This is a genomic window from Lentilactobacillus kosonis (assembly GCF_003864335.1).
Taxonomy (GTDB): Bacteria; Bacillota; Bacilli; order Lactobacillales; family Lactobacillaceae; genus Lentilactobacillus; species Lentilactobacillus kosonis.
Genome location: NZ_BEXA01000001.1, coordinates 243,502 through 265,874, shown reverse-complemented (window position 1 = coordinate 265,874; position 22,373 = coordinate 243,502). Strand labels below are relative to the sequence as shown.

Genomic DNA, 22,373 nt, shown 5'->3' with positions numbered 1-22,373 from the left:
TGTTATTCTACAAACATTCAATAAACGAAAGGGGTGAATCGACTTAGTTCATAGATAAACTCAGAATTAACTGAATTCAATCGATGAAGGGAAGCTTGATATGAAAATAAAAAAAGTAATGCCTGTAAGTTCGATTTACCAGTTTATTTTAATTCCTCTAGGGCCTAGAGGAAATTAGTTAAGAGCGTAATTCCTCAAATTTTTAAAGTCTTCATTTCCTCCAATAAAAATAAAAAGCCGGCCTTTGGTGAGGGCCGGCTTTTTATATGAATACATTAAAAATAAAACAGTTGTAATTTTAAGTGTTCGGTATATACTAACATTCATATGGAGGTGAAGTAGTGGAAAAGGATAATTCAATTTCGACATTGTTATACAGAATTTCGGTATTACAGCATACGATTCTTGGGACTAAATTAAAACAAATCGGTGTTAGTCAAGATCAAGGGCGAACGCTCAACTTGATTAATAATACGCCATCTATTAATCAAACTGAAGTTGCTAAATATCTTGGACGTAGTGCGGCTAGTACCTCAAATTTACTTAAAGGATTAGAGAAAAAAGAATTAATTGAACGGCGAATCAGCCAGGATAGTGATCGTGAAAGCGACTGCAACTAACTGCTGCTGGAACCGACGTCGTAGATAAAATTCAGTTAGCTTTTGCAGAACTTAACCGGCTAATTGATCAGCAAATTGAACAACCAACGGCATTGTTTAATCAGTTGAATAAAATTATTAACGGATTAAAGGGAGAATAATATTGTCACTTACACCAGATGAAGAAGTTGAAACCAGAAATGAATTGGCAGCTAATTTTCGATTAGCTAATGTTTCGTTAAATCGAATTGCTAAAGACCTAGATACCACTCCAGAACACGTTCAACAAGTGTTGGATTTGGATCCAGATCGGATTGAAGAACCATGGGTCCTCTCGCGCTATTTGGATGACGTAATTGAACAAAATGGTGATAAACCATTAGCCTACTCTAAGTTAAAAGGTTCACCAGCAGAATATTGGTTCTTGGATCAAGGATTTATTAAGCAAAACAAATTGGTTAAGGAGAACTATTAATATGGTTAAAACGTTAGTTACTGGAGCCAATCGTGGAATTGGTTATCAAACCGCATTGCAACTATCCCTTGCAGGAAATGAAGTAATTATTTCTGCTAGAACAGAAAATTCATTAGCCGATGCGTTGGATTCATTAAAAAATGACGGTGCCGATGCAAGCAAACTCGACGGCGTTGTGATTAATTTAAACGACAGCATCTCAATTGAAGATGCTGGCAAATATATTGCTAAAAATCATGCGGATCTTACTAATTTGATCAATAACGCCGGTATAGCTGGTGACATGGAAAAAGCCCCATTAGATACTTCAGTTGAAGAGCTAAAAGCAACGATTGAAGTTAACGTTTATGGTACGTTTCAAGTAATTAAGGCAATGTTGCCAGTAATTGAAAAAACAATGGTAAAATTGCTAACCTTGGTTCCGGAAACGAACCGGCTGTTTGGTATAACCCAACAGCCTATCGAGTTTCAAAAGTCGCCTTAAATGCACTGATGCAATCAATCGCTATCCAATTTTTTAATGAAAAACGAGCCGTAGAAATTTTTGGTATCTTTCCTGGGGGTGTCTCAACGGATATTAATGGCTTTTGCCAGGGTTCATACATGAAGACTACTTCAGAGGCTGGCAAATTGATTGTTGATATTATGAATGATGGTCAAAGACACAATGGTGATATCGTTGGACCGGATAAAAAGATAATTAGCAAAGTTAATTTTAATTAATTTAGTTCATTTAAAGTTATTTTAAGGTCTATCTTTTATGATGTAGTCATCCTAAAAGAAGGAAGGATAAATCAATAACTTATGTCAGCTTTAGATAGTTAAGACCCCCTCAGGTGTGTTCAGAATAAATACCCCATTCTTAACTATTTATGGATGTTAGATTAATAATTTAGTCATTAAGCCTAATTCGGATTGCTAAACCGACCTTATTCATTCCCCCAATGTAATAAAAACCAAATACCCAGCAATGCAATGAATAAAAGCTAAATGACGGAAAAGCTCCCCAGGATTAAATTCCTGGGGCTTTTTTATGAGTTATGACGAAATTGGTTTGGCGTGACTCCAAAATATTTACGAAAATGAAAAATGAATTGCGATGAGCTACCAAAACCAGTTTCTTCAGCAACCTTATTAACATCCCAATTTGCTTGGGTTAATAAAAACTCTTTAGCTTTTTGCATTCGATAATTATCTAGGTATTCAAGGGGTGTTTGATTATAGATTTTAGTAAATACACGATTCTGATAAGCAACCGAATATCGCGTTGCGTTGGAAATTGACTTATTAGTAATCGGCTCTGAATAATGTCGGTTAATAAATTGAATAATTTGCGTGCCAATTTTTTGATTGTGTAAGTTGGCTTGATGTGCATAGAGTTCATTATCATGGACTAATGTTAAAAAGCGATAGAGGTTTATAGATTGCTCGTTTAATGATACTAAATCTTTACCAACGAAAGTATCAAAGTATTTAGAGATAAATGTGGTCAACGCTGGTGCAAGCTGTTTGATTATGACATAATTTTTAACTTCAAATAGGTTTGTCATGATATCCATTAAAGGACCATCAAAGGTTAAGAAGGAAGTCGTCCAAGAATCGCCAGGATTAGGATGGTACTGGTGGGGTAAGTGATCCTTCAGTAAAATACCTTGGTTCGGCTGAAGGACCATTGATTGGTTGTTAATAACGACGGTTCCACTACCGGATTCAGTTTGTAACCAATGGTAAGTTGCATAACCCGTAGGCCGATTAACTGATCTTTCTTTCCAGTTATAGCCAATGCTCTCGCAGTAAAGTGGCGGATTGTTAACCGGTTTATTGAAGACAATACGCATCTTAGTTCCTCCTAAAAATAAAATAAGTTCAAAATATGATACTTTAGCATTAAAATTAGATATAAATGTAAACCCTTACAATGTAGAATAAGAGAAAATAGGTAAATAAATTACTAATTTGATTTGATTTTACTTTAGTTAGCTAGATGTTACCAGTGGGGTTAGTTAGGACCTGAATCTGATATTTATGATGATAGTGACTTTTAAATGATAGGTTTATTAGGGAGGCAGTTCATGAAAGCAGAAATAACGTGGTTGGATGATCCAGAGGTTTTTCGGCTAGGGCAAATTCCAGTTCATAGTGATCATCAATTTTATCCTAATTACTCTGAAATGAAGCGGGGTGATTCCAGCCTAATAAGTAGTTTGAATGGCACTTGGAAATTTAGCTTTGCTGACACGCCAATGGAGCGACCCCAAGAATTTTACCAGGTTGGGTATGATACGACTGATTTTGATGACATTAAGGTGCCATCGCACATTGAACTGAATGGATACGGTCAAATTCAATATATCAACACACTTTATCCTTGGGAAGGCAAGTTCTTTAGGCGACCAGCATATGTACCGGATGAAAGTGATCCGCAAATGGGGATGTTTAGTGAGGGCTTGGATAATACAGTTGGTGCTTACGTTAAAGAGTTTAAGATACCTGATAACTTTAAAGACCACCGAATTAGTGTTGAATTTGGTGGTGTTGAGCGAGCCATGTATCTTTGGATCAATGGCCATTTCTTGGGTTACTGTGAAGATAGTTTTGCACCATCGGAGTATGATCTGACCCCCTATCTTGATGAAGCGGGGATAAACACAATTGCGGTTGAGGTATTTAAACACAGTACGGCTTCATTTATTGAAGACCAAGATATGTTTAGATTTTCTGGCATATTCCGCGATGTTAATTTAGTAGCGCGGCCTAAAATTCACGTGGAAGATCTAACAATCAGGCCAACATTAGCCGATGATTTCAAAACTGGTCAACTCGAAGTAGTTACTAAATTAACTGGTAGCGAGATTGCGGGGGCAATCGTTAAACTGGTAGCGGTGGATGGTGATGGTAACACCATCTTTGAACATCAACAACCCGCTAGTGAGCAGATTGAGTTTGATTCGCCAGCTTTAGCCAATGTGCATTTGTGGGATAACCTTGATCCTTATCTGTATTCGTTGACGATTGAAATTCGCGATCACGCTGGCAATTTGGTTGAAGTTGTTCCATACGATTTTGGGTTTCGAAAAATTGAAATTAAGGATAAAGTAATCTTGTTGAACGGTGAGCGGCTTAAGCTTAATGGCGTCAACCGACACGAATGGAGTGCCGAGTCTGGTCGTGTGATTTCAATGGCAGAAATGCAAGCCGATATGACAACCATCAAGCAGAATAATATTAATGCTGTGCGGACCTGTCACTATATGGATCAGATTCCTTGGTACTACATGTGTGATCAAAATGGGATTTATATGATGGCTGAAAACAACCTAGAATCCCACGGATCATGGCAGAAAATGGGGGCAGTGGAGCCATCGTATAATGTTCCAGGTTCTTCACCTCATTGGTTGCACGCCGTGCTTAATCGGGCCCAAAATAACTATGAAACCTTCAAAAATCATACTAGTATTTTATTTTGGTCCCTTGGAATGAATCGTATGCTGGCGATGACATCGCAGCAATGAATCAATATTATAAAGATCAGGATCCAAATCGATTAGTTCACTACGAAGGAGTTTGTCGAAATCGCCAATATGAAGACCGCATCTCGGATGTGGAAAGCATGATGTATTTCCCACCAACAGATGTTGACGAATACCTATCAAATAATCCTAAAAAGCCATTCTTAAGCTGTGAATTTATGCATGATATGGGCAATTCCTTAGGTGGTTTAGACTCATATATGAAACTATACGACAAGCACCAAGGATATTCAGGTGGATTTATCTGGGACTTTATTGATCAAGCATTATTTGTTACTGATACCGTAACTGATCAACGAATCCTTCGATATGGTGGTGACTTTGATGAGCGTCATTCAGACTATGAATTCTCTGGTGACGGGATTATGTTTGCAGACCGCACCGAAAACCAGCAATGCAGGAGGTTAAGTACTACTATGGAAAATACAGAGAATAGCATTAAATTAATTTTCGGTGATGGTACCCTGGGAGTTGCTGGAACTGATTTCCACTACATCTTTAGCTATGAAAAAGGTGGCCTAGAATCTCTAGTAATTAAAAATAAAGAATGGCTGTATCGGGTACCGAAGCCAACTTTCTGGCGGGCAACGACTGATAATGATCGCAGCAATCAGTTTAGTGAAACGTCGGCGATGTGGTTAGGGGCTGACCTGTTTTTAAAGCACCCCCAATTTGACGTTGCCGTCAATGGTCAGCCGATTGAATTGCCAATTGCTCCAGCAAATAACCGATATAGTTCTGATGAGCAAGTTCAGACATTGACAGTTACGTTCACTTATCCTACCCCAACGGTGCCGGCAACGACCGTTACAGTGCGGTATACGGTGAACGTTGATGGTAGGATTAGCATTCAGACATCATTTAAAGGAAGATCAGGATTACCGGAATTGCCAGTATTTGGATTTAGAATGATTATGCCAACAGCAGCAACCCAATTCACATATACGGGATTGTCTGGTGAAACCTATCCTGATCGCATGACTGGGGGTCTTACTGGAACATATACCGTTAAGGGGATGCCGGTAACGCCATATATGGTTCCCCAAGATTGTGGCGTTCATATGGATACTTCAGAAGTTCAGGTGATGAGAGAAACCACTCAAAATAACGCTGATCCAGATGAAGAGCCATTTCAATTAACATTTACTAAAGTTGATGACAATTTTGCATTTAGTTGCTTGCCATATACGGCTGAAGAGTTGGAGAGCGCGACGCACATTGAAGAATTACCACTGGTACGTAGAACGGTTTTAACCATTATGGGAGCAGTTCGTGGCGTCGGTGGCATTGATAGCTGGGAAGCCGATATTGAAGCTCCATATCATATTTCTGCTGAAGCTGATCATACATTTTCCTTTGTAATTGATCCGCAAATTAATTAGTCAATAAAAAAACGCTTTAATCTCGGTTAGGAGGATTAAGGCGTTTTTTATTTGAGATGGTTAGCAAAGACGATTACGTTTTGATTGAACTGTTCATCATCTAAGGCTAAGGACTTAGAAAGTCTAACTGATATGCGACCAAAGTTAATCAACATAAAATTCGTCGCTTCAACTTCCACGTTAACGGAGGAATTAATTTCTCCGATCTCTTTCATCTTGGTTAAAGCTCTAATTAAGGCCCCTTGATACTTGATGGGCAACTTTTTTACGGGATTATTAATATCATCTGAAACCCCGACATTTCGTTCCATTAAATCGTAAAGAGGGCGCGATGATTAGCCACGAATTCCTCGTAGGTTTTAGCAATCCATGTAAGATCGGTTGCGATATCACCAGAAATTTTGAATTGGCCTTCTAGCTCATCAACAGTTTCCATATATTGAGAAATAAGGGAATCTAATAAGTGGGCTTTGTCTTTAAAGTGCCGAAAAATGGTAATCTCGTTCACTCCGGCGGCCGTTGCGATTTTTTTGGTGGTCGTGGCTTTATAACCATACTTGGTAACTAAATCGGCGAAAGCATTTAATATTAATGTGTCAGTATCTCGTTTGGTTGGCATGCAGCTATCCTCATGTAATGTATTTATCTATAACTATACTAGATTATTTGGCTGCTTGAAAGTTAGTTGCAAATGGTTTGTTTCGTTTAAGGCTCACAATAACTAGATTAATAACGATCAAAGCGATAATAATTAAGATTAATTTAGTCCAGAGGGTTGTAGTCCCAGAACCACCATACATTATGTTAAAGTCGGCAGTCACGCTGTAGTACATAGGAGCGATACTGTGAATGGCCCGATAGAAACCATTCATGGCAATTACGGGAATCATTCCGCCCGAAGCAACGACTTGGAGCATGGTAATAAAGACGTTGACTGAAGTACCAAGAATTCCAAACAGCATCAACATAATACTGTTTAAATTGAAGGATGCAAAGTCTCAAGGGCGTGGTTAAACCAAAGCTGAGTAAAGACGTTACTCCCTAGATGCATCGATGGTGAAATGATGGCAATGGTAACACCACTTGAAATGATGGCAATCAAGATCATAGCAATCTCAAGCATTCCAAAGGCCTTTAGACGACCAACGTTCATTGTAGCTTTTGAATATGCAGTAAATAAGACAACTGTCCCAATCATTGAACCAATATAGATAGCTAAGTTAACGATAAATGGAGCGAGGCTATAATTTAACCCAGTGCGAACAGGATTAACTTTATGAATCTTGGTGGTGACTGAGTGACCAACTGGAGCGTAAGCTTTTGCTACTCCTTGCTTGATTTTAGCTTCCTGCATTTTGGCAGTTTGATTAAGTTTTTTACTACCTGCGGCAGTCTGTTGCTTAAGTCGGGCTTCAAGTTCAGGTTGGGCAGCAGTTGGTGCAACTGCAATGGCTTGTTTTGTGTATTCACTTGAGCGGCCATCTTCTTTTGTTGAGTGGCTAATGTCTTTTTGAGGACACTCATTTGACCTTCAGCGAGCATAGCTTGACCTTTTTTCAAAATTACTTGTTGATTAATGGTACTGCCAACGCTACTAGCAACGGTATTCATGCCACTTGTTACGGCTGATTGATTAGATTGATTGATGTAAAAGTTAAGATTAACGGATTTATTTTGGTTAATATCTTTCGAAAAGTTTTTAGGAATCGCGATAATCAAAAATGTTTTACGATCGTTTAGTTTTTGTTTAGTAGAATTTAAATTATTTGAATGATGAATATGATTAAATGGTAGGCTGTCATTCAGTTGGTTAGCCAAATGTTTACTATTACTGTCCTGATTAACAATGGTGACTGGCATGTCCTCAACCTTCTTAGGCACGCCACTATAACCGTTAAAGTAAATTGTAAAGATTAGGCAGCCATAGATAATTAAGAGAAACAGAGTAACTAAAACTTCCTTACTAGTTAAAAATTTCTTGAGTTGTTTCATGTCGAATGCTCCTTAAAAAGTTGATGTCTGGATAATATCACCGTTTAAAAAACTGTGCAAGTACTTACTTGCATTTATTAACAAATTAAATCACTCAAACTAATAAAAAACACACCATGATTGCAAGTGATTAGGCAATTGTGGTGTGTAGTTTAAATAAATATATTAATTACAAGGTTTTAAGTATAGTTGTCGTAACAAATTAATATCGTTTTTATCAACCTTAGCTTTGCAATTCCAACTAGTCGTGGGATACATAATCGAATTTTTGTCTTTACCGTTATGGGATAATCCAAGTGCATGTCCCAATTCGTGTTCGATGACGTGAAGTTTGGCTCGTTTGGTGTAGCCACATTGTTGCAAATCTGATTGTCAATTTGAACCTGGCAATTGGTCAAATAGTTGCCATCACTCGTCCAGTGTGTGTTACCTAAGATAATATTACCAATCATTTTATTGTTGTCACTTGGGCTAGGGCTACTTGGTAAATTACGTTTTAATTTAAAAGTAATTTGACCACCACTTTTTACTCTGACTAGGGTGATGATCTCAGTGGCATTATATTGTTGAATGGCGGTGTTTAGTAATTGATTATATTCTTTTGATTTAGTTAGCGATTGTACATAAATTACTGGAGAGCTCCAGTGGATATTAGTTGAGGCAGCGCGAACGGTTTCTCCAAAGCTGATGCTGGTTAGCAAAGCTATGAATCCTAATAGGATGGTTTTAGTGACACGATTATCTTTAAGCATAATAAAAGCCTTTCAATCTTGAATGATTTAAGCTCTGAGTTAGGGCAACTAATGGATTATAGCATGACATTCAAAAGATAAAAAGACTTTTTAGTTGACATTTTAACCTGCATATGAATTATAAGATATCTAATGGCTGCTTATTAGTTGGTTTTGGGAAGCTATTATCGATCAATTCAAGTTCTTCTTCAGTGAACTCGATGTCACCAGCCTTAACGTTTTCGGCGGCATGAATAGGGTCACTAGTTTGGGGAATTGCTAGCACATTGCCACTACGGATGGTCCAAGCAAGCAATATTTGATAAGGAGTGGCTTGATGCTCTTCCGCGATGGCTTGGATGGTGCGATTGGTAGTTAATTGCTGGCCAAAACGATCGCCTTGAGCAATTGGAGTGTAGGCGATAAAAGGAATCTTTTGGTTAACCTGCCACGATTGTAAGTCGAATTCCGTGCCCCGACTACCGAGATTATATAGGTCTTCGTTGGCCGCAACTTCTGAACCACCAGGTAATGATAATAGTTCTTTCATGTCAGCTAAATCGAAATTAGAAACACCCCAGTGCCTGATTTTGCCGGCATTTTGAGCATCTTGGAGGGCCTTAACGGTTTCAGGTAGTGGTATTCCGCCTCGCCAATGGTAAAGATATAAATCAAAATAATCAGTGCCAACTCTGGCTAAGCTGGCATCTAAACTTTTAGGTAATTGATCGCTGGATGCATTATTGGGGAGGACTTTATCAATAATAAATAGTTCTTTACGGTCAAGATTTTGGATGGCTTGCCCCACTAATTGTTCGCTATTGCCATTACCATACATTTCAGCGGTATCGATGACTCGAGCACCAGCTTTTATACTTTGTTTGGATGGCCGCAATTTCATTGCGCTGATTCGCAGTCTTATCACCCATGTGCCAAGTGCCAATGCCAATTGCTGGTACAGTTTGATTACCAACCATGATTGTTTTCATTATAAGTTCCTCCCGAGATAATTAAATTATGATAGCCAATTAAAGAGATTATCGGCTTCAGTTTTGGTGAGGTATCTCAAGCTAAGTTCTTTATCACCATTTTTAGACCGAATGTGAATTACAAAGTGGGCTAGTCCAGATCTAGTCATCCAAATGGATTGGTTAATTTCAAATGATTGAATATTTTTAGTTTCGATGATTGAGACTGATCTGGTTAGTAAATGACCGTTTGAGATAATTAACTGTTGGTCACCAATATAATAACCATTATTTTTAGCAGCGTACCAACCAAGCCAGATTGCTAGGGGCAAAAGTATTAAACTTATTAATCCCCATAGTTTAAATAAACCCGTACAGCCAGCGATGATGATTAAACTAATGATGCTGGCATTGCGTATATAGTACCAGTAATGAGAATGTGGTAACCGAGTTAATAAGGGGATATCCTTTGGAATCCAATCAATAAATCGATGGGTCATTAAATTCGCCTGGTCATTTTTGATTACTGGTACTAGGGTAATATCGTCCTCATCTTCTTGCTTGCCAGCGTTAGAAGCCACGATAGTTTGTACAGTCGTTAACTTAAATAATTGTCGAATGATACTTTGCTTAAATACCACTGCTTGAACCCGTTGTTGTTTAACACTGAATGAGCGTTTGGTAATTAATCCTTGAGTGGTTTGTAACTGGCCATTATCTTCAGATAATGTGAAGTGATAGTATTTAAAATCGTCATGAAGTATGATATGACCATCCCTAATATTAATAGGATAACTACAGCGACAGCGATGATCAGTGCTGATTCATGAGAGATTGCTGCCAAAAATTTATTAAGATATCGATCGGGGATTGCTTCTTGAACTCGACCATATACTGCTCCCAATACAGCTAAAATTGGCAAGATTCCAAGGGAAGTCAGTGCAAATAAATTTAGATTATGGCGATCAATGTGATAAATGTGGTTGGTCAACTCGTCATCATTAATGAGATCATCAGCTGGCTTACTGGGGTGTCTTCGCTCCTCAATTGCGATCCTAACAGATTCGGGGACCATGGGAAGAATGGCCTCAGCCTTATCGCTTTCTTGGCCGGCAGTTTCGATGTTGAGCGTCTCTAAATGAAATGGAATTAGAAAAACATTTGGTCTTGAGTGATGGTTTGAATACGCTGATAGGGAATATGAAGGTGCTTTTTAACTAATATCCCACTATTAATTGTAATCATTTCGGGGCCAATCTCATAGGTGAACACTGTGTAGCGAATAATTGAAACAATAACAATTAAAATTACGAAGATGGTCACGACCATTGGCAGACTGAGATGAAGATTTTTGAAAACACTAAATGCTGAGGCGAATACAATAAAGATTATCCAAAGCCATTCTGCCAAGATCTTATAGATAAAATAAATTAGGGCAACTGGATTTAGGTGCTTCTTAGAGGTCATTTTCAACCTCCTTCATGGCACGTTGCATGATTTGGATTCGTAGTTGTTCAGCTGTATCTGGCTCCAATCCGTCAATATCATGATCGGTAGAGGCAGTGGTAATGTTAACAGATTGTAATTTTTGGGATCTCAAGACAGGGCCTTGAGAAATTTTAACGTCTTGGACCCTAGCGATAGGGACGGAAATTAATTTTCGAAAGATAAAGCCACTTTGAATTTGCACGGCATCATCGGTTAACAAATATTTGAAAAAGGTGTACCGATAAGGAATTAGGGCTAGTCTTACAATTAACATGACAACCCCTAAGGCTAGGACAGCATAGGAAGCGTAAATCAGCCAATTCCAATTGCTATATGAACCGATGAAAAATGCTGCAATAAATATTCCAGCAGTTACGATAAAAGTAAGGAAGGCAGATACTTTCCAAACGGTTTTAATTTTATTGGGTAAATGCGATGCTTGATCCATATGAGACTCCTCTTAATACTGTATTTGAATTAATAATACCAAATTATGTGAATATTATAAGGGGTGAGTGGCAATCTTTGTTTAACTTGAAGAGTTTAAAAGTGAATAATTGTTAGCAATTATTTATAATTATGGTTGTAAGGTAGAATAATTTGATAACACAATCTAATAGGAGGTATTAATTATGTCATTAATTTGGACGTTAATTATTGGTGCAGTTATTGGTGCAATTGCTGGTGGAATTACTAAACGGCCTGCCGGTTGGATTGCTAACATCATCGCCGGATTGATTGGTTCTTGGCTGGGTGAAAGTTTGCTCGGTTCTTGGGGACCTCATTTAGCAGGAATGGCTTTGATTCCTTCAATTATTGGTGCCTGTGTCTTGGTATTGATTGTTAGTGCCTTTTTCGGAATGCGAAGTAAAGAATCATAATAAGTTTATGTAACCGACGGCTGTGGGAAATTATTCTCATGGCCGTTTTTGATTGTAAACATATGACTAAAAGTTAGTGCTCTGTTTAGTTGACTAGGTCACAAAAACTAACGTATAATCAATCGCATTGGACTTAATTCGAAAGTGGGGTTGACTATGTCAAAAAAGGTTAGAAATGCGATTATTGCTCTTATTTTTGGTAACTTCCTAGTCTGTATAGGGATGAGCTTAATTTTTCCGGTAATGCCATTTATTAAAAATGAATTACACTTATCCGCCACGGATATGGGAATTATGAATTCATTGTTTGCGTTGGCACAGTTAATCGCTTCTCCAATTGTTGGTCAGATTTCCGACCGGATGGGACGAAAAAAGATTTTAGTTGCCGGATTAGCATTGTACGCTGTATCTGAGGTAATGTTTGCGGCTACTAATTATCTTTGGATGTTCGATATTTCTCGGATAATTGGTGGTTTGTCAGCAGCAATGGTTGTACCAACAACTAATGCGTTAGCAGCCGATATTACGACTCCTAAACAACGGGCTCGTGTCATTGGTTTGCTATCAGCAGCATTTAGTGGTGGCCTGATTTTAGGACCAGGCCTTGGTGGGATTCTAGCTAAGATTGACTATAAGACACCGTTCTGGTGTGCTGCGGCATTGGGACTGCTTTCAATGTTATCATTTATAATTATGCTACCTAACGATGAAGAAATTAAATCTATGGCTGCGAAAACTGGTGGCGCGATTGCCGATCCGCGGGCCACTACTGGTAAAGCTAGCTGGGCTCAAACCAAGGCCCTCTTATTCGGGCCAATGGGACTACTATTCTTAATGATTCTGATATCTTCATTTGGGTTAGTTGGCTTTGAGAGTATCTATAGTTTGTATGTTAATGAGGTTCATCACTTTACTCTCGAAAATATCGCTTTGGTATTGACTTTAAATGGGGTTATTTCATTGTTTTTCCAAGTTGTGTTGTTTAACCGGATGGTTACGTGGTTAACTGAAAAACGATTAATTAGATATTGTTTTTTTCTTGCGTTTGCGGGAACGATTTGGATTATTTTAGCTCATTCAAAAATTGAAGTTATCATTGCCACACTAATTGTATTTACAATGTATGATTTATTACGACCTGCGATTACCACCTTGCTAACGAAGGCTAGCACGACTAATCAAGGGTTTGTTAACGGGGTCAATATGTCTTTAACAAGTGTGGGTAATATTATCGGTCCCCTTGTGTCAGGATCTCTGCTAGACTTAAATTATCACTATCCATATTTGGTAGTAATCGTATTCTTGTTTGCTTCATACCTATTAACTTACCGAATTAAAGATAATTTCACGCATGTTGAAATTAATTAAAAAAAGGATCTGAATTAAATTCAGATCCTTTTTGTCACCTTAATGGCAATTATTATTTGGTAATATACACAATATCGTCTACATTACTTTCTTCAATTTTATGGGAGCGGTTAAAGAGGCTTGTTACAGTAATTAAGTGATCCTTAACACCTGTGATGTTGCCAATTAAATCTTGGCGATGGATCTTTTTGGTGCTGTTGAAAAGCTTGATTTCTACGATTGCTCCGTTGCGCATAGCATCCTCTGCGAGGGCGCTGATTGGTAAAATTTGTTCCATGTAATCAACCTCCGTTCGATTCTTTAATTATACGAACAGAGGTTTGGATATTCAATCTTGATTTTTGATTTTTAATGTTGTATCTACCAGAAAAAAAGTTTAGTGCAAGAATTCAATTATTAAATTTATTTACGAATTAGCAAAAAAACGGCGTCTAAATTTCATGAGATTTGGTTGAATTCCATGATAAAATGATTGTACAAGATAAAGGAGAATCACATTGGCAAAACAAGGAAAATTCGCAAAATCTAGCAAAACAAAAACAAATCAAACAAATTTTAAAGGCTAAACGTAAGCCACAAGGTCGAATTATTAATGATTCTGACTTTGAAAAATTTTTATTGGTGCGCTATGGATTGACGTTGAAGAAAAAGTTAAGTTTGGAAGTTAGAGAATCAGTTCAACGCTTCTTACAACAGTGGATTTTAGTGGGCCAAGATCAACAGGTTTGGTCAGTGGAATCAATGCTACCACAAGTAATTAAACAACTTAATGTGACATTGCCTTGGCAATTTTATCGCCAAATTGCTGATAACTTTTCTGAATTTCAAGCATTTTTACAGCGTGAATTAAAAGCGGTCCCTTTAAAGAACCGCAAAAGTTTAGTTGATGAGCTATCTGATAGCGATGTTAATGAAATTATTGCTGGCCAATTAGCTGCCAATACGTTTATTGCCACTATGGGGGGTAACCAAGAACTATTGCAAAAGGTTACGCAAGACCAGCTTGAAGATGTGTTGGCAAGTTTTAGTCAAGATGAGGCAATTAATTGGGATAAGGTTAGCGATATTTTTGAGCCGATGGGGTTTGAAATTCCAGCTAATCTCGATATACCAACTAAGAAGTGGCTTCAATTAATGTCTGAAAAATAGATGATTAAAACCAAAAAACGCTCCTCCGCGATTAAAGTGGAGGAGCGTTTTTTATTTTTTAGATAGGTGATTACTGTGACTTTTTAACGGGATATTAACTTCGAAAATTGATCCAACCGGTTGGTTATCATGAACGGAAATCTTACCATGATGCTGGCTAACGATGGTGGAAGCAATAGCTAGTCCTAATCCATTGCCTCCGGTCTTACTGTTTCGAGATTTGTCCGTTCGATAGAAACGATCAAATATCCGTTTCTTGTCCGTGTCTGGAATTCCTGGTCCATTATCACTAACTTTAATGTTTAAAGTGTCTTTGATACGTGTGATGGCAACCCCAACGTTACCGCCAGTGGGACTGTATTTTAGACCATTATCAATTAAAATGACTAATAACTGTCTGATTAAGCCACTGTCAAAAGCTCCTGCTCCAGGTGTATCAATGGTAACGGTTAGAGACTTACTTTGACTGTCAGCAACATCTTGATAAGGTGAGATTACTTCAGTGAAGAATGGTTTAAGGGGTTGTGATTGGATGCTAACTTGACTTACGTCAGCGTCAGCTCGCGATAGAGTTAGCAAATGACCAGTTAAGTTTTGTAATTGATTAACACTATTTAAAGATGTTGAAATTTTTTCTGCCTGATCAAGAATCTTGTCATTAGGCTTAGTAAGCATGAATTCTAGTTGATTTTGGATGACCGTTAAAGGAGTTCGTAATTCATGAGCCGCATTTGCGCTAAATTCACGTTGTTTTTTCCATGATGACAAGATAGGTTTCATACTTGATTTTGACAAGAAGTACGCAATTGAAATAGCGAGAATCCAGAAGAAAATAATAGTAATTAGAATGGCTCGCTCAAAACTCTTGAGAGCTAATAAGTCTGCGTCAATATTTTCAACAATCATTGCATAATTTCCGGCATATAATGGATTTGAATTAGATTTAGGCACTTTAACTAATAGCGTTCGGAAATGGCTGGTAAAATTTTGGGAACCAATAGTCATGTCATATACGCGATCAGTTTGGGTCTTATCTAATTGAATGTTTTTAATCAGCGAGTAAAAATGGTTCCCTAGCATAGGTTTGTTGATAATGGTTCCTTTAGCATTGAAGACGATCGTTGTTGATCTGAATGGACCACCGATAGATGGTGAAATATTAGCGGTTCCCTTATTAGGATTAATTTTAATAGTAGGCTGAGATTCATTATTTAGAATTTGAGTTCGCTGATTTACTAGTCCCTGATTAATATTTTGGAACACTGAATTTTGAAAAATACTGTAGACCGTGAATCCTAACAGGATGAATAGTAAGGCGAAAGCAAAAAAGCTCCTTGATGAAGAAGGAGCGTTGCTGCTTAGTTTGCGGATCCTTGTTTGCCAAATTTAGGCCTCCGTTTCCAAAATGTAGCCGACGTTTCTAATGGTTTTAATCGGTTGAATATCTGATACTTGCTTAATTTTTTTTCGTAAGTTGCTCATATATACTTCAATTACTGATAGGGCGGTATCTGAGTCAAATCCCCATAGGCGATCGAAAATTTGCTCTTTGGTAATGATGGTTTCGGGATTTTGTAAAAAGTAAATCAATAAGTCATACTCCTTACCATTTAAATCAAGCTCAGTATCGCCTAACATTACCGTTCGATTTTTAAGGTTAGCAGTGAAATTGCCAACTGAAAGTTGGTTTTCGTCACCAATCCGACCAGAGCGGCGTAGTAAGGCTTTTACCCGTAATAGTAACTCTTCTCGGTGAAATGGCTTAGTTAAGTAGTCATCGGCACCTAACTGAAAACCGTGTACTTTGTCGTTAAGCGTATCTTTAGCCGTTAAAATTAGTACAGGCATGTCTAATTTGTCACTTGTTCGCCATTTCTTTAAGATCTCAAAGCCACTGATTTCTGGAAGCATTAAATCCAAAACAACCAAATCATAGATACCATCTTCTCCAAGCATTTGGCCTTCAAAGCCATCATTACTAATAGTTATGTTGCCTAAATCTTCTAAGAATAGTTTTAGGCTTTGGGCAAGATCCTCATCATCTTCAATTACAAGAATTTTTAAATCGTTCAAGGTAAAACCTCCGCGGTCGTTGAATTAGTTTGTTTTAGTTAGTTGTAAGTAATATTTAGCATTAATTATATCATTCAAATAATAAATGAAGCTTAACATATAAATGAGAATGGATATTAATTGGCGCACGCAACAAATATCGGTATAATAGTGGCGCATTAAAGAATGGGGGAATTAAAACAATGGAAAAAGATGAAGAGTTTTATCAAAAAATGTTTGCCGGAATGATGCTAGCGGTAACCGCAGGATCGCTTGATGCATATTCATATCTTTATGACGGCGGGATTTTGCAGGCTTGCAAACAGGTAACTTGATTTTAATGGGAATACATATTGGTAGTCGTGAATTTGGTCAAGCGGGGTTAGAATTATTTTCGGCTTTAATGTTTATGATTGGGGTCTTTATTATGCGAGTCATCCAGCAGCATTATCCGAATGAGATCGCGTTGAAACGCCAGGAATTAACCTTGATTTATGAAATTGTTGTTTTTGTAACTGTGGCATTTTTAGCACCGGTAACACCTAAATTATTAACATCCGGATTACTATCAATTGCTGCCGCTGCTCAGTTACAAGAGTTTCGGGTGTTGAAGGGGAAACCATTTACTTCATTAATGATGACGGGAAATATCAGAACGTTTGCTGAGTCAGGTTTTGATTTCTTAACTACGGGAGATCAAAAGGCTCGGTCAACCGCCGGTAAGATGGGGATTATTCTTTTATCATTTGTAATTGGAGCTTTTCTCAGTGGATTTTTCTTGCCATATTTGGGTGCGAAAACAATTTTGATTTCAGCGGGAGTTTTATTGATTACGTTAATATTTGGTCGTTAAAAAACCGGCCAGAAAGCTAATTCTGACCGGAATTAATTAGACGGTTGCAATTTTAGAATAAAGAACTGCATCTACATACTGTCCTTTATTAATTAAGTAATCGTTTAGAACAGCATCTTGATGGAAAAACGGCGCTCAGCCACTGCTCGACTTTTGGTGTTCGTAGTGACGGCTAGCAACTCTAGTCGATGAATACCTAACTCATTAAAGGCAATATCTTCAATTGCGGCTAGCGCGGTCGTTACGGCGCCGTTTCCCTGATAGCGAGTGCTTAGCCAATACCCAACTTCGCCGCGATGGTACTCTGTATCGATTGAATGAATATCAATCATGCCAGCAACTTCACCTTCAACAAGGATAATACTAAACCAAAATTTACCTTCGGCCATCTGCTTAATTCCATAGTCCAAAAAGGCAGCTTCATCTTGGACGGACATCATTTGTTCAGTCCAAGGAAGCCAACGAGCGAATTCGCGCCGATCTGTATCAACTAGATCATAAAGTGCGGCTGCATCATTAACGCTTGGTAATTTAAGTGCGATGGTAGCGTTAACTTGATGAATAAACAAATTTCATTCCCCCAAACAATGGTCAATTATTAATAATTCTAGTATATACTTTTTGAATTTAGATAACTAAAACAAAAACAACCCCACGTGATTTTAGAAATCATGTGGGGTTGTTTACTTTAGCAAATTAGTTTCTAAAGTTTAAGTGAGATATCTTGGCTATTCCAACTGCAATTAGAGCTGAAACTAAGAAAGCTCCTAGTTCTGGTAACATTTGGCCAATCCCCCAGGTTGCAACTATCGATGCTAGAATCGTACCAAAAATCAATGTGAATAAGCCAATTAATGAAATAAATAAGTTTTTGTCCATAATTATGCTTCCTCTCAAAAGATATTGGCAGACCAACGCAACTCGACTATTGGCAATCGCAGTTTTTATAGTTATGGTTGCGCTTTCATGTCCACCTTTATTATACCGAATTAAAGAATTATTACTACCCTTTAGTTATTAAATATGTTGCAATTAAGTCAACTTATCAGTTATACTACCTTCAAATAGAAGGGACGTGTGTGGGATTGAAAATTGTTAATCGTTAATTTAAGAATAGGAATCTCTGTATTTAAGCAGGGGTTATTCTGTAACGATTTGCATGTCAATTCTGCGTAAAAGAAGGGGCGCACGCAAGTGGTGCGTCCTTTTGTGTACTATGGGATAGCTCTCTGTTTACCACAATGAAATGAGGTAGACGAATGGGAAATATTATTATTAATGACTTATATTTTAGATACGATAAAATGCCCAAACCAATTTTTAAGAATTTGAATCTATCAATCGATGAAAGCTGGCGATTGGGATTAATTGGTCGAAATGGGCGAGGAAAGACGACATTTTTCAGGATTTTATTAGGCGAATTGCAAGCCAAAGGAGAAATCACAACTAACTTAAAATTTAATTATTTTCCACAACCAGTTACCGACGACAGGTGGATTACTAGGGATGTGCTAATGCACATTTCTGGGTTGACATTTAGTGATTTTTGGCAGGTGGAAATCGAATTAGATAAGTTAAAAGTGGCACCGGAAGTTTTGGAACGGCCATTTGTAACTCTTAGTCCGGGTGAACGGACTAAGGTGTTGTTAGCAGCATTATTTAGTGATCACGATAGTTTTCAGTTAATTGATGAACCAACTAATCACTTAGATAGTGATGGCCGGCAAGTGGTTGCTGAATATTTGAAATCTAAGCAGGGATTTATTGTGATTAGTCATGATCGATCGTTTATCAATAAAGTTATTGATCATGTAATTTCAATCGATCGGTCGAAGATTCAATTGTTCAATGGAAATTATGATACCTGGCAGCAAGTGTTTGATCGCCAAAATCAAAGTGAAATGCAAAAAAAGCGGGTGCTTCAGGGAGATATTAAACGATTAAAGCAGGCTGCAGATAAGAGTCGGCGATGGTCTGAAGCAACTGAAAATCAAAAATCACAGTCAGCTTATAAACATCAAGGTCATGTTAACTTAGATAAAGGATTTTTGGGGCATAAAGCTGCTAAAATGATGAAACGATCTAAGGGAATTACCGAAAGAACTGAACGGCAAATTGCTGAGAAACAAACATTACTTAAAAACTTAGATGAGTCTGTTGAACTATCACTAAACTATAAGCCACTATCTAAGAAACCATTGTTGCAACTGGATGATTTTCAAGTTGCTCGAAATGGTCACTACTTAAATCACCCAATTACAGTTACCTTGCAGGATAGTGACCGCATTGCTCTAACTGCTCCGAATGGATTTGGCAAGTCAACTATCGTTAAGGGAATTTTAGGTGATAGTGAGGTCAAAGTTTCGGGACAAAGAACATTGGCAACGGGAATTAAGGTTTCTTATGTTAGTCAAGATTTTGAAGCAATTACTGGTAGCATCAGCGAATACGCTGCTAGTTCAGGAATCGAAATCTCGAATTTCTTGAATGCCCTAAGAAAGTTAGGCTTTGACCGTGAAGTTTTTAATCATAATTTGGCCGAAATGAGCTTGGGGCAAAAACGGAAGGTGGCTCTGGCTAAGTCCTTAGTTGAAGAAGCTAATTTGTATATCTGGGATGAGCCGTTAAATTATTTAGATATTATTACACGCCAACAGATTGAATCATTAATCATTATGCATAATCCACCGATGCTGATGATTGACCATGATCAAGAATTCATTGATCATGTAATCAATAAAGAAGTTATTCAACTTCAGCCTGTCGATTAATTGCGTAGTTGAATTTACAGCTTATACTTGAGATAACAATATTTATATGGAGGCAGAGCTTATGGATTCAAGATGGAAAGACGCACTTTATGTAACTGAAGCCAGAAATGATACAGGTCTAGAGGGATATGCTTACGTTGCAGAAGGAATTGTAGTTAAGACTAGTAGTCCTTTGAACAATCAGCCGGGTTCTAATCCTGAACAATTATTGGGAATGTCGCTGGCTACCTGTTTGAAATCAACTTTGGAAGCAATTGAGAGTGAAAATAAGTTGTCCCATTCGGCTCAAGTTCATGTAGAAGTAGCCTTTATTGGCGAACGAGCTCATTATGAATTCTTAGTTAATGCCAAAATTAGGATTCCTGGGGTTAATATGGATGCTGCTAAGCAAATGGTTGCTGAAGCTGAGGGACGTTGCCCGGTTTCACAGTTATTATCAGGCAGTGAAAATTATACTGTAACCACTGTTGAAAAATTTTAAAAAAACTTGGAAAGAATGGTTTTCTTTTCCAAGCGTTTTTTTTAGTTGTTCCATTCTTCGTGCACATAAGCCATTTCCCAAAAATTAAGTTCGTAATAACTACTGCGAACGAAAGCAGTAATCATTTGACGACGTTCGTCCGCTTCGGCTTGTTCACCTAATGCATCGACAATATTAATCATTTGGTTAGTTGCGTCAGTGAATTCAGGACTATCATAGGTTTCAATGAATTGTTGGTACAGTTCAACTGGAGAACCATTGGCGATTAACTGTTTACCAATTTCGTTATATAGCCAATAACAGGGCAACAGCGCAGTACAGGCACTGGCAACCGTCCCTTCATTAAGTTCATGATACATATGAGCTACGTAGCTGTAAGCATTGGGAGCAATGGGGGTAGTTTGCATTTCATTAGCAGTGATTGCTAGTTTGCTAAAAAAGTCGTCTCGAATTTCAGCCTCACCATCATTTAGTCCTTTAGCTCCAGCAATTAAAAATTGCTTGGTACTAGGATCATTCACGTGGTTAGCAATTTTTTGATGGAGGATACTAAAATTATTTAGGTAGTAGTTATCTTGCTTTAGATAGTATCGGAAGGTATCCATTGGTAACGTTCCGTCTGCGAGATGTTTGATAAACGGATGGTTGAAACTTTGATTCCATAAATTATCGGCTGCGGCACGCATTTTAGTAGTAATTGTTGGCATCATATTGTTACTCCTTAATAAATCAGATAATTAATTCTATCATCAAATTAAGCTATGGGAGTTAAAGGATGAATTAATTGTTGTTTCAAAAAACAATGGCTATACTCTAAATGTAAACGTTTTTACGCTGAATTGAAGGGACGGATTAATATGGATAGATTAAAAGATAAAGTTGCGATTATTACTGGTGGCGTTGCTGGTATTGGATTAGGAGTAGCTGAATGTTACGTGCGCGAAGGCGCAAAAGTGGTCCTAACTGCTAACCATAATGTCGATGGTGGTAAGCAAGCTGTTGAAAAATTTGGTGAAGATAAAGCGCTCTTTGTTCAACAGGATGTTGCTAATGAAGAGTCATGGCAAAGCGTAATTGATCAAACAATCGATAAGTTTGGCAAAATTGATATCTTAGTTAATAATGCCGGCATCGGGGGAACTAATTCTGCAATTGAGGATCAATCTCTAGAAGATTGGCAAAAAATTATTGATATTAACCTAACCGGTAATTTCTTAGGTGAAAAGTATGCCATTAAAGCAATGAAGAAGTACAACGATGGTAATGGCTCAATTATTAACGTTTCTTCCGTTGCGGGATTGATTGGTCTGCCATTGAATCCGGCTTATTCTGCAACCAAAGGCGGGACTAGATTATTGAGTCATGCAACTGCTTTACAGCTGGCTCAACAAAAAGTGAATATTCGAGTCAACTCAGTTCACCCAGGCTGGATTGATACTAGTATTATTCCGGATGCTTATAGAGAACAAATCGTTAGCACCATTCCAGTTGGTCATATGGGTGAGCCAAAAGATATCGGTGAAATTTGCGTTTACTTAGGTAGTGATGAATCTAAGTTTGCTAATGGTGCTGAATTTGTTGTTGATGGTGCTCAAAGAGCTTAATTAAATTTTCGAAAAAATGCCAAAACATCCTTTTAAGGATGTTTTGGCA

30 protein-coding genes and 2 pseudogenes are annotated in these 22,373 nt (G+C 37.8%); 14 read left to right on the top strand and 18 right to left on the bottom strand.

All coding sequences use genetic code 11. The features are described from left to right. The first annotated feature begins 341 nt into the window (after nucleotides 1-341). From NBRC111893_RS01435 to NBRC111893_RS11755, 4 genes are all read left to right on the top strand, one after another. Nucleotides 342-620 (top strand): MarR family winged helix-turn-helix transcriptional regulator, encoded by a 279-nt coding sequence (locus NBRC111893_RS01435; RefSeq protein ID WP_125007721.1) that lies wholly within the window; start codon nucleotides 342-344, stop codon nucleotides 618-620. A gap of 142 nt (nucleotides 621-762) precedes the next feature. Further along, nucleotides 763-1,074: a DUF2316 family protein gene (locus NBRC111893_RS01430; protein WP_125007720.1), complete on the top strand. Its 312-nt coding sequence runs from the start codon at nucleotides 763-765 to the stop codon at nucleotides 1,072-1,074. A gap of 1 nt (nucleotide 1,075) precedes the next feature. After that, nucleotides 1,076-1,558: an SDR family NAD(P)-dependent oxidoreductase gene (locus NBRC111893_RS01425; RefSeq protein ID WP_261341416.1), complete on the top strand. Its 483-nt coding sequence runs from the start codon at nucleotides 1,076-1,078 to the stop codon at nucleotides 1,556-1,558. After that, nucleotides 1,480-1,797: a Rossmann-fold NAD(P)-binding domain-containing protein gene (locus tag NBRC111893_RS11755; protein ID WP_261341422.1), complete on the top strand. Its 318-nt coding sequence runs from the start codon at nucleotides 1,480-1,482 to the stop codon at nucleotides 1,795-1,797. The genes NBRC111893_RS01425 and NBRC111893_RS11755 overlap by 79 nt, the downstream gene beginning before the upstream one ends. Before the next feature lie 308 nt (nucleotides 1,798-2,105). On the opposite strand, the gene NBRC111893_RS01420 is transcribed toward NBRC111893_RS11755, so the two are convergent. Continuing rightward, entirely contained in the window at nucleotides 2,106-2,912 is an 807-nt protein-coding gene (locus NBRC111893_RS01420; RefSeq protein WP_125007719.1) for an AraC family transcriptional regulator, read from the bottom strand. Nucleotides 2,913-3,146: 234 nt separating this feature from the next. Between NBRC111893_RS01420 and NBRC111893_RS01415 the strand changes: the two are divergent. Then, nucleotides 3,147-5,040, top strand: a pseudogene (locus NBRC111893_RS01415) (glycoside hydrolase family 2 TIM barrel-domain containing protein). Next, entirely contained in the window at nucleotides 5,021-5,986 is a 966-nt protein-coding gene (locus NBRC111893_RS01410; protein ID WP_125007718.1) for a beta-galactosidase small subunit, read from the top strand. The pseudogene NBRC111893_RS01415 and the gene NBRC111893_RS01410 overlap by 20 nt, the downstream one beginning before the upstream one ends. Before the next feature lie 47 nt (nucleotides 5,987-6,033). On the opposite strand, the gene NBRC111893_RS01405 is transcribed toward NBRC111893_RS01410, so the two are convergent. From NBRC111893_RS01405 to NBRC111893_RS01355, 11 genes and pseudogenes are all read right to left on the bottom strand, one after another. Beyond that, nucleotides 6,034-6,297: a hypothetical protein gene (locus NBRC111893_RS01405; RefSeq protein WP_125007717.1), complete on the bottom strand. Its 264-nt coding sequence runs from the start codon at nucleotides 6,295-6,297 to the stop codon at nucleotides 6,034-6,036. Further along, nucleotides 6,297-6,605: a TetR/AcrR family transcriptional regulator gene (locus NBRC111893_RS01400; RefSeq protein WP_125007716.1), complete on the bottom strand. Its 309-nt coding sequence runs from the start codon at nucleotides 6,603-6,605 to the stop codon at nucleotides 6,297-6,299. Before NBRC111893_RS01400 ends, NBRC111893_RS01405 begins: the two co-directional genes overlap by 1 nt. A 43-nt stretch (nucleotides 6,606-6,648) precedes the next feature. Continuing rightward, nucleotides 6,649-6,954 (bottom strand): ABC-2 transporter permease, encoded by a 306-nt coding sequence (locus NBRC111893_RS01395; RefSeq protein ID WP_125007715.1) that lies wholly within the window; start codon nucleotides 6,952-6,954, stop codon nucleotides 6,649-6,651. Between the two features lie 8 nt (nucleotides 6,955-6,962). Then, nucleotides 6,963-7,340 carry a hypothetical protein gene (locus NBRC111893_RS01390; protein ID WP_125007714.1) on the bottom strand — a complete coding sequence of 126 codons (378 nt, stop codon included), beginning with the start codon at nucleotides 7,338-7,340 and terminating at the stop codon, nucleotides 6,963-6,965. Further along, nucleotides 7,310-7,978, bottom strand: a complete 669-nt coding sequence (locus NBRC111893_RS01385) for a YhgE/Pip domain-containing protein (RefSeq protein WP_125007713.1) — start codon at nucleotides 7,976-7,978, stop codon at nucleotides 7,310-7,312. Before NBRC111893_RS01385 ends, NBRC111893_RS01390 begins: the two co-directional genes overlap by 31 nt. A 165-nt stretch (nucleotides 7,979-8,143) precedes the next feature. Further along, on the bottom strand, nucleotides 8,144-8,287 hold the full coding sequence (locus tag NBRC111893_RS01380) for a matrixin family metalloprotease (protein ID WP_230402932.1): 144 nt from the start codon (nucleotides 8,285-8,287) through the stop codon (nucleotides 8,144-8,146). 561 nt (nucleotides 8,288-8,848) lie between these two features. After that, nucleotides 8,849-9,698, bottom strand: a pseudogene (locus tag NBRC111893_RS01375) (aldo/keto reductase). 26 nt (nucleotides 9,699-9,724) lie between these two features. Next, nucleotides 9,725-10,363, bottom strand: coding sequence for a PH domain-containing protein (locus NBRC111893_RS01370; protein ID WP_230402931.1), 639 nt, complete (start codon nucleotides 10,361-10,363; stop codon nucleotides 9,725-9,727). After that, complete coding sequence (locus NBRC111893_RS01365; protein WP_125007710.1) at nucleotides 10,363-10,752, bottom strand: hypothetical protein; 390 nt, start codon at nucleotides 10,750-10,752, stop codon at nucleotides 10,363-10,365. The genes NBRC111893_RS01370 and NBRC111893_RS01365 overlap by 1 nt, the downstream gene beginning before the upstream one ends. A gap of 74 nt (nucleotides 10,753-10,826) precedes the next feature. Then, on the bottom strand, nucleotides 10,827-11,144 hold the full coding sequence (locus tag NBRC111893_RS01360) for a PH domain-containing protein (protein WP_125007709.1): 318 nt from the start codon (nucleotides 11,142-11,144) through the stop codon (nucleotides 10,827-10,829). After that, entirely contained in the window at nucleotides 11,134-11,613 is a 480-nt protein-coding gene (locus tag NBRC111893_RS01355; RefSeq protein WP_125007708.1) for a PH domain-containing protein, read from the bottom strand. The genes NBRC111893_RS01360 and NBRC111893_RS01355 overlap by 11 nt, the downstream gene beginning before the upstream one ends. A 184-nt stretch (nucleotides 11,614-11,797) precedes the next feature. Between NBRC111893_RS01355 and NBRC111893_RS01350 the strand changes: the two genes are divergently transcribed. Together NBRC111893_RS01350 and NBRC111893_RS01345 are read left to right on the top strand one after the other, a co-directional pair. Then, nucleotides 11,798-12,046 carry a GlsB/YeaQ/YmgE family stress response membrane protein gene (locus tag NBRC111893_RS01350; RefSeq protein WP_125007707.1) on the top strand — a complete coding sequence of 83 codons (249 nt, stop codon included), beginning with the start codon at nucleotides 11,798-11,800 and terminating at the stop codon, nucleotides 12,044-12,046. Between the two features lie 156 nt (nucleotides 12,047-12,202). Continuing rightward, the gene (locus NBRC111893_RS01345; RefSeq protein WP_125007706.1) at nucleotides 12,203-13,414 is read left to right on the top strand and encodes an MFS transporter; all 1,212 of its coding nucleotides are present in this window, start codon (nucleotides 12,203-12,205) and stop codon (nucleotides 13,412-13,414) included. Between the two features lie 52 nt (nucleotides 13,415-13,466). Here the strand turns inward: NBRC111893_RS01345 and NBRC111893_RS01340 are convergent, their stop codons facing one another. Continuing rightward, the gene (locus NBRC111893_RS01340) at nucleotides 13,467-13,691 is read right to left on the bottom strand and encodes a hypothetical protein (RefSeq protein ID WP_125007705.1); all 225 of its coding nucleotides are present in this window, start codon (nucleotides 13,689-13,691) and stop codon (nucleotides 13,467-13,469) included. Nucleotides 13,692-13,882: 191 nt separating this feature from the next. Here NBRC111893_RS01340 and NBRC111893_RS01335 point away from each other — a divergent pair, with 191 nt between their 5' ends. Next, entirely contained in the window at nucleotides 13,883-14,563 is a 681-nt protein-coding gene (locus tag NBRC111893_RS01335) for a hypothetical protein (RefSeq protein ID WP_125007704.1), read from the top strand. 51 nt (nucleotides 14,564-14,614) lie between these two features. On the opposite strand, the gene NBRC111893_RS01330 is transcribed toward NBRC111893_RS01335, so the two are convergent. Continuing rightward, a complete protein-coding gene (locus tag NBRC111893_RS01330; protein ID WP_225417471.1) occupies nucleotides 14,615-15,826 on the bottom strand; it encodes a sensor histidine kinase in 1,212 nt (403 codons plus the stop codon). A 123-nt stretch (nucleotides 15,827-15,949) separates the two neighbouring features. Beyond that, entirely contained in the window at nucleotides 15,950-16,636 is a 687-nt protein-coding gene (locus NBRC111893_RS01325) for a response regulator transcription factor (protein ID WP_125007703.1), read from the bottom strand. Nucleotides 16,637-16,818: 182 nt separating this feature from the next. Here NBRC111893_RS01325 and NBRC111893_RS11750 point away from each other — a divergent pair, with 182 nt between their 5' ends. Continuing rightward, on the top strand, nucleotides 16,819-16,950 hold the full coding sequence (locus NBRC111893_RS11750) for a hypothetical protein (RefSeq protein WP_261341415.1): 132 nt from the start codon (nucleotides 16,819-16,821) through the stop codon (nucleotides 16,948-16,950). Nucleotides 16,951-16,955: 5 nt separating this feature from the next. Beyond that, nucleotides 16,956-17,468, top strand: a complete 513-nt coding sequence (locus NBRC111893_RS01320) for a YoaK family protein (protein ID WP_230402924.1) — start codon at nucleotides 16,956-16,958, stop codon at nucleotides 17,466-17,468. 104 nt (nucleotides 17,469-17,572) lie between these two features. On the opposite strand, the gene NBRC111893_RS01315 is transcribed toward NBRC111893_RS01320, so the two are convergent. Beyond that, nucleotides 17,573-18,037 carry a GNAT family N-acetyltransferase gene (locus tag NBRC111893_RS01315; protein WP_225417469.1) on the bottom strand — a complete coding sequence of 155 codons (465 nt, stop codon included), beginning with the start codon at nucleotides 18,035-18,037 and terminating at the stop codon, nucleotides 17,573-17,575. A gap of 127 nt (nucleotides 18,038-18,164) precedes the next feature. Next, nucleotides 18,165-18,347: a hypothetical protein gene (locus tag NBRC111893_RS01310; RefSeq protein ID WP_125007702.1), complete on the bottom strand. Its 183-nt coding sequence runs from the start codon at nucleotides 18,345-18,347 to the stop codon at nucleotides 18,165-18,167. A 380-nt stretch (nucleotides 18,348-18,727) separates the two neighbouring features. Between NBRC111893_RS01310 and abc-f the strand changes: the two genes are divergently transcribed. Beyond that, a complete protein-coding gene (gene abc-f, locus NBRC111893_RS01305) occupies nucleotides 18,728-20,239 on the top strand; it encodes a ribosomal protection-like ABC-F family protein (protein ID WP_125007701.1) in 1,512 nt (503 codons plus the stop codon). A gap of 61 nt (nucleotides 20,240-20,300) precedes the next feature. Further along, the gene (locus tag NBRC111893_RS01300; protein WP_125007700.1) at nucleotides 20,301-20,720 is read left to right on the top strand and encodes an OsmC family protein; all 420 of its coding nucleotides are present in this window, start codon (nucleotides 20,301-20,303) and stop codon (nucleotides 20,718-20,720) included. A 41-nt stretch (nucleotides 20,721-20,761) separates the two neighbouring features. Here the strand turns inward: NBRC111893_RS01300 and tenA are convergent, their stop codons facing one another. Continuing rightward, complete coding sequence (tenA, locus tag NBRC111893_RS01295) at nucleotides 20,762-21,430, bottom strand: thiaminase II (RefSeq protein ID WP_501184171.1); 669 nt, start codon at nucleotides 21,428-21,430, stop codon at nucleotides 20,762-20,764. 147 nt (nucleotides 21,431-21,577) lie between these two features. On the opposite strand from tenA, the gene NBRC111893_RS01290 reads away from it, so the two are divergent. Beyond that, complete coding sequence (locus NBRC111893_RS01290; RefSeq protein ID WP_125007699.1) at nucleotides 21,578-22,324, top strand: glucose 1-dehydrogenase; 747 nt, start codon at nucleotides 21,578-21,580, stop codon at nucleotides 22,322-22,324. Nucleotides 22,325-22,373 lie beyond the last annotated feature (49 nt).